This window comes from Butyrivibrio sp., assembly GCF_017433805.1.
Classification (GTDB): Bacteria; Bacillota; Clostridia; order Lachnospirales; family Lachnospiraceae; genus Butyrivibrio.
This window is the reverse complement of record NZ_JAFRGN010000022.1, coordinates 1-12061: the sequence shown is the minus strand read 5'-3', so window position 1 is coordinate 12061 and position 12061 is coordinate 1. Positions and strand designations below refer to the sequence as shown.

Annotated in this window: 12 protein-coding genes and 3 tRNA genes; 13 read left to right on the top strand and 2 right to left on the bottom strand. The window is 41.9% G+C overall.

Features of this window, described 5'->3' with window-relative positions; genetic code table 11:
• Nucleotides 1-5 precede the first annotated feature (5 nt).
• The 4 genes from IJI01_RS06755 (at nt 6) to IJI01_RS06740 (ending at nt 1334) form a co-directional block, all read left to right on the top strand.
• Nucleotides 6-78, top strand: a tRNA-Asn gene (locus IJI01_RS06755).
• 40 nt (nt 79-118) lie between these two features.
• A tRNA-Glu gene (locus tag IJI01_RS06750) sits at nt 119-190 on the top strand.
• 13 nt (nt 191-203) lie between these two features.
• Nucleotides 204-274 (top strand) — tRNA-Cys (locus IJI01_RS06745).
• 151 nt (nt 275-425) lie between these two features.
• Nucleotides 426-1334 (top strand): S1 RNA-binding domain-containing protein, encoded by a 909-nt coding sequence (locus tag IJI01_RS06740; RefSeq protein WP_292187742.1) that lies wholly within the window; start codon nt 426-428, stop codon nt 1332-1334.
• A gap of 92 nt (nt 1335-1426) precedes the next feature.
• On the opposite strand, the gene gnpA is transcribed toward IJI01_RS06740, so the two are convergent.
• Together gnpA and IJI01_RS06730 are read right to left on the bottom strand one after the other, a co-directional pair.
• The gene (gene gnpA / locus IJI01_RS06735) at nt 1427-3589 is read right to left on the bottom strand and encodes a 1,3-beta-galactosyl-N-acetylhexosamine phosphorylase (RefSeq protein ID WP_292187739.1); all 2163 of its coding nucleotides are present in this window, start codon (nt 3587-3589) and stop codon (nt 1427-1429) included.
• A gap of 18 nt (nt 3590-3607) precedes the next feature.
• Nucleotides 3608-4657 (bottom strand): glycoside hydrolase family 88/105 protein, encoded by a 1050-nt coding sequence (locus tag IJI01_RS06730; RefSeq protein WP_292187736.1) that lies wholly within the window; start codon nt 4655-4657, stop codon nt 3608-3610.
• A gap of 178 nt (nt 4658-4835) precedes the next feature.
• On the opposite strand from IJI01_RS06730, the gene IJI01_RS06725 reads away from it, so the two are divergent.
• The 9 genes from IJI01_RS06725 (at nt 4836) to rpsR (ending at nt 12059) form a co-directional block, all read left to right on the top strand.
• Nucleotides 4836-5798, top strand: coding sequence for an AraC family transcriptional regulator (locus IJI01_RS06725; protein ID WP_292187733.1), 963 nt, complete (start codon nt 4836-4838; stop codon nt 5796-5798).
• A gap of 255 nt (nt 5799-6053) precedes the next feature.
• Nucleotides 6054-7001, top strand: a complete 948-nt coding sequence (locus tag IJI01_RS06720) for an ABC transporter permease (protein WP_292187730.1) — start codon at nt 6054-6056, stop codon at nt 6999-7001.
• A gap of 15 nt (nt 7002-7016) precedes the next feature.
• Complete coding sequence (locus IJI01_RS06715) at nt 7017-7946, top strand: carbohydrate ABC transporter permease (protein WP_292187727.1); 930 nt, start codon at nt 7017-7019, stop codon at nt 7944-7946.
• Nucleotides 7947-8014: 68 nt separating this feature from the next.
• Entirely contained in the window at nt 8015-9757 is a 1743-nt protein-coding gene (locus tag IJI01_RS06710; RefSeq protein ID WP_292187724.1) for an extracellular solute-binding protein, read from the top strand.
• Between the two features lie 204 nt (nt 9758-9961).
• Entirely contained in the window at nt 9962-10720 is a 759-nt protein-coding gene (locus IJI01_RS06705; protein WP_292187721.1) for an NAD-dependent protein deacylase, read from the top strand.
• Nucleotides 10721-10894, top strand: a complete 174-nt coding sequence (locus IJI01_RS06700; protein WP_292187717.1) for a DUF951 domain-containing protein — start codon at nt 10721-10723, stop codon at nt 10892-10894. It begins immediately after the preceding gene.
• Between the two features lie 125 nt (nt 10895-11019).
• On the top strand, nt 11020-11307 hold the full coding sequence (gene rpsF / locus IJI01_RS06695) for a 30S ribosomal protein S6 (protein ID WP_026489981.1): 288 nt from the start codon (nt 11020-11022) through the stop codon (nt 11305-11307).
• 18 nt (nt 11308-11325) lie between these two features.
• Entirely contained in the window at nt 11326-11778 is a 453-nt protein-coding gene (locus IJI01_RS06690) for a single-stranded DNA-binding protein (RefSeq protein WP_292187712.1), read from the top strand.
• A 17-nt stretch (nt 11779-11795) separates the two neighbouring features.
• A complete protein-coding gene (rpsR, locus tag IJI01_RS06685; protein WP_292187710.1) occupies nt 11796-12059 on the top strand; it encodes a 30S ribosomal protein S18 in 264 nt (87 codons plus the stop codon).
• Nucleotides 12060-12061: the final 2 nt, after the last annotated feature.

Genomic DNA, 12061 nt, shown 5'->3' with positions numbered 1-12061 from the left:
TGTATTCCTCAATAGCTCAGTCGGTAGAGCATTCGGCTGTTAACCGAAGTGTCGTAGGTTCGAGTCCTACTTGGGGAGCTTATCAAAGATAGCTTTGATGTTGAATCAGTTCTATTACGGCTCCGTGGTCAAGCGGTCAAGACATCGCCCTTTCACGGCGGTAACACGAGTTCGATTCTCGTCGGAGTCATTCAAATGAATATGGTGACATAGCCAAGTGGTAAGGCGTGGGTCTGCAACACCCTGATCGACGGTTCAAATCCGCCTGTCACCTCTAAGAGCTTACGAATTAACTTTCGTAAGCTTTTTTATTGTCTAAAATGAGAATAGTGAGTATATCCTGATATACTGTGATATAATCTATCTTGTATCGCCTAAGTAGCATATATTTAGGGAATGAATATTATATTCGGGGAGGTATTACTATGCCAGAAGAGACAATGAATGATTTCAAGGATGAGATAGACAGATCCTTTAGAAAGGTTAAGGAAGGAGATATCCTTGAAGGAACAGTTATAGATATTTCTGATACAGAGATTACACTGGATCTTAAGTACTACACTCAGGGAATTATCAAAGTAGAGGATATGAGTGATGATCCTAAGTTCTCAGTACATAGAGACGTTCATGTTGGAGACGAGGTTTCCGCAACAGTCATTAGTACAGATGATGGTAACGGAAACATCCTGTTGTCCAAGAAGGAAGCTAATCAGGTTTTATCCTGGGATAAGCTTAAGGAGCTTATGGACGCTGGTACATATGTTGATGTTAAGGTATCAGAAGCTGTTAAGGCTGGATGCGTTGCATTTTTAGAGGGAATCAGAGGATTTATCCCAGCATCCAAGCTTGATCTTCAGTTTGTAGAAGAGGATCAGCTTGCTGAGTATGTTGGCAAGACACTTAAGGTTAAGGTTATTACAGCTGATAAGGAAGCTGGTAAGCTTGTTCTTTCAGCAAGAGAGTATCTTAGAGAGCAGGCTGATGCCAGAAGAGCTGAGATGATCTCTAACGTTGAGGTTGGTCTCGTTACAGAGGGCGTAGTTGAGAGTCTTCAGAACTACGGAGCATTCGTTAATTTGGGAAATGGTATGACAGGTCTTGTTCATATTTCTCAGATCTGCAATCAGAGAATTGCTCATCCTTCATCTGTTCTTAAGGTTGGACAGAAGGTTAAAGTTAAGGTAACAGCTATCAAGGACGGTAAGCTTAGTCTTAGTATGAAGGCACTTGAAGAGATTGCTGCTACAGAGATTACAGAAGAGAAGATTGAATATGAAAGCGATGGAGAAGCTACAACATCAATGGCTGATCTTCTCAAAAAGGCTGGATTTTAATTAATTAAGATATTTTTGCATAGAAAAAGAGCGGTGACATAAATTTGGGAGGAATCACCGCTCTTTTTGCTATATGGAATATAGAAAATGAGTTATAGCTGTTTAATTACTGTGTCAAAAGGCGCTATATCTTTGAATTTCTGAACGCCAGACTCAGTTTTCACTGAAGTGCTCTGCTTGGTATCAGAGTTGTTGATAACAATAAGCTTACGTGATGCTGCAAAGTAAGCACATTCTGTATTGGCATTATCTGTGATATATTTCTCATCCTGTGGAAGACCAGCTGCAAAAAGAAGAATATTGAAAAGTAGTCTGTTGTTAACAGGAGTAGTCTCAAAGGTAGATAAATAGATACCTTTTCCCTTTCCAAAGTCATTTACAGTAAATACTGGCTCTCCATCTCTTTCCAGAATAACCTTAGCTTTTCCGTCTGTCAGATGAACGCTGCATCTCTTAGGAATATAAGCGCCTTCTGGGATCAGATTGTCGATTGTAGTAAGATCGTAGCTCCACTTGCCGTGACACACCTTATCTACGGTATTCTTATCAACACCAAGAATATTAGCAAGTCTGAAGGCTGTGTCATAACCTTCAATAGCTGAAGGTTCATTAACGCCGATGAATGTACCACCCTGGAATACCCACTTGGAAATAACTTCTTCAAGAACAGGATTGTTCCAGTTATCGCCGCCGCTCCAAGCTGTTCCGGCAGCACCTGCGTTTATTATGATCTTATACTTAGAAAGATCAGTCTTAACTGCATCTTCAAAGCTGATATAGTCTACATCAACGGGAAGTCCTGATAAAGCTTCGTTTATGTGAATAAGGTCATTCATGTAAGTCTCATGGAAATGACCGCTGAGTGTCCAGCTGCGAAGCTTGCCCCAGCTATGAAGAACTGCTACTCTTGCGCCTATGGTCACAGGAGAACCTTCTGTGTGAAGATCTCTTATAGTTCTGAATTCATCGGATATCTTCTCAATATAATCCACAAAGTCAGGATAATTCTCAACAAGATGTAAATATCCGCCAAGGCCGATTCTGTCGATCTTGGTACGAAGAAGTGCTCTTCTTGTGTGGTTCCAGTATTCCTTGGCATCACGAGTTGGATCTCCGCCAGGAGCGAAGGTTGGAAGTCCACCAAGACCAACTGGGAAAAGATATGGATGAAGTCTGATCTCGTGAGTATCAATATCAGCTCCGCCGCAAAGACGAACTTCATATCCAGAGAATACGCACTTGATAAGACCATCAAAATCAAAATCTTTAAATCTGTTACTGTATGGTTCTACGCCAACCCAGCTATCATCATAGAAAACGTAAGCTTTTTTGCCATAGCCGTGGACAATATCTACGAGCTTGCGACCATAGGAAACAACAAATGAATTAACAAAATCCATGTAGTCGCGCTGAGTCTTAACTGGAGGCATATGTGTTACGTGAAGAGAACCTTTGTTGATGAAGTCTTCAGCTGTTAATTTGTATCCATATTTTTCAGCGAAAGAATCGAGCATTCTAGGGCTGACAGTAAAGTCATAGGAACCCCAGTCTGTAAAGAGATTACGATTTTTCTCGCTGCTTCCCCAGATCCATACGAAGTTATAGAACATGGAAGTAAATCTGACAACAGTCGTTGCTGGATGATTTTCACACCAGTCTGTAAGCCATTTTGTCATGTATTCCTGTGTCTCAGGATGAACTGGATCGATGGGCATAAGATGCTCTTTATCCCAGTTATTGGTGGTGTGATTGTACATGGAAATCTCTTCCCAAATACGATATGCAAGGAAGCTTACAGTATATCTATGCCAAGGGATAACATTGTTGACTGTTACATTTCCGGCTTCTTTTTCATAGGTCCAGAAATTGCTGCTGATCTCACGACCTGTAGTACGGTCGAAAACCTGCCAGTATTTCATGGAATCTGCAGAATCATTAACCTTAAACTGCTGATCAAAAAAGTCGTCAAGAAGATGGAAGGTAAGATAACCATCATCTGCAGTTTTTGGCTGGGTCATGAGAAATGTCTGCTGAAGCTTGTCTGGATTTCTTTTAGCCCATTCATTATGATCTCTGATAATGCAGATTGTAGAGTATATTCCATAGCCTGAATTCAAAATCTCATCAGATAAGACGGTGCCATCGCTGTCTCTGATTACATCAGCGCCCCATCTTTCCGCTAGTTCAAGCGTTAGTTTTTCATAACCTGATTCACCTGGAAGAGTGAATCCTCCCTTACTGTTCATTGCTCCCATAAAAACCCCCAAGATATATTAAAGCGCCCCATCGCTTCTAATTTTGTCGTAATTGATAATTCCAGCCAGATATGCAAGCGCAAGGCCTTGTCCCCAACCCTGGATCCAATCTCTGGAGATACCGCGATATCCTTCTCTGTCCTTCATGACAGCTGTACCACCGGAAACATTGAGTACACGGCCGTCTTCAGAAACATTGTCAAGGATGCCTCTTGTTGCTTTGTTAATATATTTGATGTGAAGAGGATTGCCCTTGTTGATCATGGCTGCAGCAATACCACAGCTTGCAGAAACTTCTTCGTAGGAATCTTCGTCATCAAGAATAGTTCTGAAAAGACCATTCTCAGTCTGGAGCAACTTGATTGAAGCCAGCTGTTCGTTGATAGAACCAACAATATCAAGGAACTTAGGATAGAGATAGCATTCTGGAAGAACTCTGCCAACCTCAGACATTGTGTAGGCTGCCCAAGCATTAGCTCTTCCCCAGAAAAATCCTGACATGTGGTCACCAGTTATGTTGTTATAACCATGATAGAAAAGACCTGTTGCAGGATCCTGAAGATATTTGATGTGCCAGTAATACTGATTGAGTGCATCATCAATAAGCTTCTCGTCCTTGAGAAGAACGCCTGCTCTTAACAGGAAAAATGCTGCCATGAAAAGAGTGTCAGCCCAGCACTGCTCTGGGAAATCGTTATTCACAGAGACTGTGTGCTGAAGAACGTTGTCACCAAATCTGAGAGCTTCGTTCTCAAGGTAGTCGATTTTGCTCTTGGCGATATCAAGATACTTCTCGTCTCCAGAATATTCATATAATGTAAGCATGGCGTGTCCCATAGCGCAGGTGTTAACTGTCCATGAAGGGAGTCCAAGTTCTATATATTCATCAATACGCTCCTTGAGCATCTCGATGTATTCTTTTTTGCCTGTAGCAAGATATGCTTCGCAAACGCCGTAGTAAGCCACTCCTCCTGGCCAGTCCCAGGTCAGATCCATACGCATAGTGCGCTTAACAATGGAATCTATTGCGCTTTCGACTTCTTTTTTATCATAAGTTAAATTTGCCATGCTGTTATTACTCCTTGAATGCCACCTTATATGGTCATTTTGAGGAAATTATAAAAGTACATGGTCGAAATGTCTCTTCAACTAAAATAAAATCCTTTGCAATTTCAACTATTTGACTTAATTTTGGCGATTGGGTAAAATATACGCATTCGTGATAAATTTTTCGGGGGAAATTTTCATGGCGAAACCAAAAAAGACTGTTATTGAATATAGAAACTATGAGCTGCCTTTGAACTTTCCGGTACTGCTGCTGACAGGGGATCGCTGGCATATTTCGGATGTTAAGTCAGGTAAGCTCCACTTCCATAACTGCCTTGAAATAGGCATCTGCCATTCTGACAGTGGAGTCATCGAATTCGACAACACACCCTATCCTTTTAAGGCTGGGGATATCACTTTTATATCCAGAAATGTTCCACACACTACATATAGTAATAAGGGAGAAGCTAGTCTCTGGTCATATATTTTTATACAGCCAGACGAGCTTCTAAAGGGCATGTACTCTGACTCTTCGCCATACGCAGAGGTGTTTGCGGATATGCTTCAGAACTTCCAGCTTATCCTTAATAAGGAAGAATATCCTGATATTTACTACCTTATCAGAACAGCTATGGATGAGCTTATTGAAAAGAGGATCAACTACCAGATCTCTGTTAAGGGGCTCATGCTGTCTCTTTTTATGAAAGTCATGAGGGTTTATTCTGAGAACAAGGGCAAAAAACTTGATGACAAGGATACACACGAGAATGCTATCGTGATCTCACCAGCTTTGGACTATATTAAGGAAAATTATATGATGAACTTTCCTATGGAAGAGCTGGCTGATATGTGCCATTTGAGCCAGACTCACTTTAGAAGAGTGTTCCATGAGATCATGAATACAAGCCCTCTCAACTACCTGAACACCACAAGAATACTGCAGTCATGCATACTTCTCAGAACAACTGAGGAGTCTATTCTTTCTATATCAGAGCAGGTGGGATTTAGATCTGTATCTAGTTATAACAGGCATTTTTCAGAGATAATGGGCACTCAGCCTAGCGAGTGGAGACACAAGATGGCTAGGGTGGATAACGCTTCAATACTGGAATATACAGGCTGGATGCAGGCTCAGACGCTTACAGAAGGCAGAGACAAATAACTATATTTAGAATTTAGAAAAAAGGGTCCGAAAGAAAACGGACTCTTTTTTGCGGGGAATTGACGAAAGAGCGAAAACGTTTGAGTAGTAAAAGTGCACAAAAAATATCTTGAGCTTTTAGGGAAAAGGGACATAAGGCACTAAAACTTTTTCTTTAAATGGTTGTTTATGCAAAGTTTTTTTGACTAAGTGATTAGATATACAAACTAAATTATTTTAGGATTAGCATATACAAGGGGAAGGGGCAATAAAGGTATGAAAAAGCAAAACAAAAAAGGGGGAGTGGTAGTTACCACGTCTTGGAAAAGCGCCTTAAAACGAGATTGGCAGCTTTATCTACTTCTCTTGATTCCGTTAGTTTTAGTAATCGTATTTAGTTATGGTGCATATCCTGGTCTTCGTATGGCTTTCATGGATTACAAACCTGCTAAGGGATATGCTGGCAGTAAATGGGTTGGATGGCAGACATTCCAGAAGGTATTCAAGGATGCGGATTTCTCCAGAGCACTCAGAAACTCAATTGTCTTTAACATAGCTGATCTTCTTGTAGGCTTCCCAATGCCTATTATCCTGGCTCTTATTCTTAATGAGCTTAGATACAAGAGATTCAAAAAGGTTTCACAGACAATTCTTTATCTGCCACACTTTTTATCATGGGCTATCATCGGTAGCGTAGCTCTTACAATGTTCAAGCCTTCAAGCGGACTTGTAAACGTAGCTATGATGCAGGCAGGGCTCATTGAACAGGGAATTCCATTCCTCAATGAGAAATGGCACTGGGCAATTACTTACCTGCTCATTGGTGTATGGCAGGGCATGGGATGGGGCACAATCCTCTATCTCGCAGCTATCACAGGTATCAGTGGTGAACTTTATGAAGCAGCTATGATCGACGGAGCTAACCGTTGGCAGAGAATGGTTCACATTACACTTCCTGGTATCAGAAGCACAATCGTAACACTTCTTATCATGAACCTTGGACGTGTTATGGGTAGTAACCTCGAGAGACTTACAGCGCTGGGCAACACTCAGGTCAAAGAGTTCCAGTATCAGCTTGCTGTTTATATCTATCAGAAAGGTATCAGTAATAACAAATTCAGTATGGCGACCGCCGTTGGTCTGTTCCAGTCGGTAATCGGAGTTGTGCTGGTTCTGATATCAGATAGAATTGCCAAGAAGCTTGGCGAAGATGGCTTGCTATAACGGGGAGGACTTGAGATGGGAAAGAGCAAAGCAGTAACCGGCGAAGAGAGCTTCTCCTCAGGTGGAGCCAACGCCGTTATCGGTTTTAAAATTAGTGATGCGATAATGATGCTTGTCATCATATTGCTATGTGCTACATGTGTACTTCCTTTTGTACACGTTGCAGCTAAATCAATTTCTGGAAACACAGCAGTAATGTCACAGTCAGTTTACTTCTGGCCAAAAGATATTACATTTGATGCTTTTACAAGAGTTTTTCATGACGAATCCATGACAAAATCAATGGTATTCTCTGTATGGATTACGTTGTTGTTTACTTTACTGGGAATGATCGTTTGTACATGCGCAGCTTATCCTCTTTCAAAAAAGAGACTTAAAGGCCGCCCAGTACTTACATTCCTGCTCATGGTACCTATGTACTTCTCAGCAGGTATTATTCCTCAGTACATACTTTATTATCAGCTTCATATTTTGGATACGTTTTGGGTACTGATTCTTCCACTTATCTACTCACCTTACAACATGCTTATCATGAAGAATTACTTCTCAAGTACTATTCCAGACAGTTTGGAGGAGTCAGCTTTCCTTGATGGAGCTACAAACTTCCAGATACTTTTCAAGATCGTACTTCCACTGTCCAAGCCAATCCTGGCTACACTGTCACTGTTCTATGCAGTAGGACGTTGGAATGCATACGCTGATAACATGTACTACACAAGATCATCTGATCTTAAGATGATCCAGTACAAGCTCTACCAGCTGGTTGCATCAGCTACAGAAGCTCAGAATGCTTCACTTGCAGATACAGGTGGAATTACACAGTCTACACCAGAAGTTTTGCAGGCTGCATGTATTATGTTCGTAACAGTTCCTATCATTATTATTTATCCATTCCTTCAGAAGTACTTCGTTCAGGGAACAATGATAGGTGCAGTTAAAGGATGATTTTAAGCCATACAACATGGCATAAAATACAATTTCATTTTCTTACGTTTAGAAGGAGGGTATGAATTATGAAGAAGAATTTTCTTCAGAAGGTTCTTGCTACAACACTGACAGGTGCTATGGTTGCAGGAACAATCGTTGGATGTGGCGACAACACAGCTGCTAATACAACAGCAGAGACAGAGACTCAGAAGACAGAAACACAGACAACAGAGACTACAACAGAGGCTCCAGCTGCAGAAACACCAGCTGAGACAGTTGCTGGTATTGATGGATGGACACCTTTTGACAACCAGGTTACACTTCGCGTAGCTGTTTATGACAGAGGCGATGCTGGTAACGGATGTTCAGACGTTGAGAACAACTACTGGACAAAATGGGTTCAGGAGAACTTCGGTGACAAGTACAATGTAAAGGTTGAGTATGTAGGAATCACACGTTCAGACGTTATGACTGACTACGCTATGCTCGCTTCTACAGATACACTTCCTACACTTTGCATGGAGTACGACTATGATAAGCTCGCTACATGGGCAGCTGATGGATATCTTCAGCCTATCGACCTCGAGCAGTTCAAGACAATCGCTCCTACATACTGGGCAAACATGGAAGAGAACGGCCTTACAGGCTATACAAAGTTTGGCGATGAGGACTATATGGTTCTTGGTAAGAGACCTTATGGTAACACAAACTACACATTCGTAACATGGTATCGTAAGGACTGGCTCAAGGAAGCTGGCTATGATACATATCCTGCAACAGCATCTGATCTTCTTGATGCTTACGCTAAGATGAAAGAGAATGGACATGAGTACCTTCTTTCAGGTTCTAAGGTAGCAGGCGCAGGCGCTGACCAGAACTACAGCTTCAGAGATTATCCACAGGATGAGAAGACATGGTGCACAACTGGTGACTACCAGATCCCAGCTCTTTCAACAGAGGCTCAGAAGAGACTTCTTAAGTGGAACAACGAACTTTACAACGATGGATATATTAACCCAGAGTACTACCTCAGAAGCACATCTGATGTAGAGGCTGACTTCATCAATGGCAAGGCATTCACATGGAGCGGATACGTTTCATCAACAATGCAGGTTCTTCAGTCATTCTATGAGGCTAACCCAGATGCAGAGCTCGGTGTTGTAGTATGCGATGGTAAGTTCACACAGGATGCTACATGGGGATCAAGCAACGCATTCCGTCCTAACAACATCTTTGGTGCAATGGTTGCATTCGCAAACAACGCTACAGAGGACGAAGTTAAGGCTGGTGAGATGTACCTTGAGTGGATGGCTCAGGATGAGAACCTCTTCACAATGACATGGGGTATCGAAGGCAAGAACTTCAACTATGATGAGAATGGCAACCCTGTAGCAGTTGGTGATCAGTCTGGTCTTGAAGAGCAGCAGGGTCACAACAACAACGTTGACTACTGGATGGTTGTTACAGCTTCTAAGTCATTTGGCGACATCGAGAAGGATATCGCAGCTATCAATCCTCAGGGACTTCCTCAGGACTTCTATGATGACATCCTTGCTAACTACAAGGGACAGCTTGCTCTTTACGAGGCTGGTTATGCTAACGTTGACTGTCTGTTCGGTGGCGCTCTTGAAGCAGTTACAGAGAACGGAACAGCTCTTAAGGAAGAAGTATATCCTGAGTACCGTGATCAGCTTGTAATGTGCGCTCCAGAAGAGTTCGATGCACTTTACGATGAGCTTTCACAGAAGTACCTTGATGCTGGTTACCAGGATGTTATTGATGAGAGACAGGCTATGTTTGATGCTGGTAACACAACAAAGCTTCAGTAATTCATAGATAATTGGGAAATTGCAAAAGTATGAATACGGAGAGGTCGGGCACGAAAGTGCCTGGCCTCTCTTTCTTAATCAATAGATATAGTAAAAGAAGTATCTTATAGACATTTTTGACAGGAAATTATGATAAAATAGATGTGCTGATAAATAGAAATTAAGAGGGTTATAGCAAATATCATTATAAGGAAAGGGGGAAACATGTCAGAACAGATACAGAAGCTAAAAGAGATGATAGATGCCTGTGACAACATCGTATTTTTTGGCGGCGCAGGCGTTTCTACAGAAAGTGGCATTCCGGATTTCAGGAGTAAAGACGGCCTATATAATCAGCACGACGTCAGATTTGACCAGTATCAGCCGGAATATCTTTTGAGCCACAGCTGTCTTGTGTATGAGCCACAGGTTTACTACGAGTTCCACAGACAGAAAATGGATACCAGGAATATCGAGCCTAACGATGCCCACAAATATCTGGCAGCTTTGGAGCAGATGGGGAAGCTCAAAGGCATTGTCACACAGAATATTGACGGACTTCATCAGAAGGCCGGCAGCAACGTGGTTTATGAGATCCATGGAAGCGCACTCAGGAACTATTGTATGAGCTGTGGAAAAGAGTATCCTGAAGACTATATTTTTGAGTCAAAAGAGCCTATTCCACGCTGCAATTGCGGTGGAATAATACGTCCTGATATTACATTATATGAAGAAGGACTTCCTGATGATCAGGTAAGCGGCGCTATCGACGCAATAGCCAGGGCTCAGATGCTAATCATTGGAGGAACATCTCTTACTGTTTATCCTGCAGCTTCATTTATCAACTACTTCAGAGGCAAATACCTGGTAGTTATCAATGAGAGCGAGATTTCTGTAAGAGCAGCAGAGAATACTCTTATAGTAAAAGAAAAGATAGGTAAAGTATTCAGGGAGCTGGCACAGCTTCAGGGAATAGAGATTTAAATGGACATTCAGGTAGGCAACATTATAAAACTTAAGAAACAACATCCTTGTGGCAACTTTGAATGGGAAGTTCTCAGAGTTGGGGCAGACTTTCGCTTAAAGTGTATGGGGTGTGGGCACCAGATAATGGTTCCAAGAAAGAGCATTGAGAAGAATATCAGAGGGATCAGATAATCTATCTGATTAATAAAAAAGTGCTTGCAATACTTGCGAAATTATGATAACATACCATTCTGTGATAAATTCCTTGCTACATTAATGAAAAATGTAGCCAGAGACCAAAAGGAGGTAACAATAGCATGAACAAATACGAATTAGCCGTTGTTGTTAGTGCAAAGATCGAAGACGATGCCAGAACAGCAGTCATCGAGAAGGTTAAGAAGACTATCGAGAAGCATGGTGGTCAGATTACTAACGTAGATGATTGGGGTAAGAAGAAGCTCGCTTATGAGATCGAGAAAATGACAGAAGGCTTCTACTACTTCATCCAGTTCGATGCTGAGGGTACAACACCTGCAGAGATCGAGTCACGTATGCGTATTATGGATGGCGTCATCAGATATTTATGCGTTAAGAACGAGGCTTAAATAGAAGAGGACGAAAATATGAACAAAGTTATACTTATGGGTCGTCTCACAAGAGACCCCGACGTTAGATATTCTCAGGGAGAGACAGCAAGCTGCGTAGCAAGATATACACTCGCAGTTGACAGGAGATTCGCTAGAAGAGATAGCCAGGATCAGACAGCTGATTTCATTCAGATTGTTGCTTTTGGCAAGGCTGGTGAGTTTGCTGAGAAGTATTTTAGAAAAGGCACCAAAGTTATCGTAACGGGACGCATCCAGACTGGTAGCTATACCAACAAGGATGGCGTAAAAGTATACACAACTGATGTAGTTGCGGAAGACCAGGAGTTCGCTGAATCCAAGAATTCATCTGCTTCAAATGGCGGAAACTTCGGATCAGATATGCCAAGTAGCGAGCCTGCACCTTCAGCAGCTGGGGATGGCTTCATGAACATTCCTGATGGAATTGACGAGGAGCTTCCTTTTAACTAATTTAGGAGGTAATTACCATGGCTTTCACAAAGTCTGAGAAGTCCGATGCTCCTATGAGGAGAAAGGGCGGAATGCACAGAAGAAAGAAAGTTTGCGTTTTCTGTGGCAAGGATAATGTTATCGATTACAAGGATACAGCTAAGCTTAAGAAGTTCGTTTCTGAGAGCGGCAAGATTCTTCCTAGAAGAATCACAGGCAACTGCGCTAAGCACCAGAGAGAGCTTACATCTGCTGTAAAGAGAGCAAGACATCTTGCACTTATGCCTTACGTAGCTGAGTAATC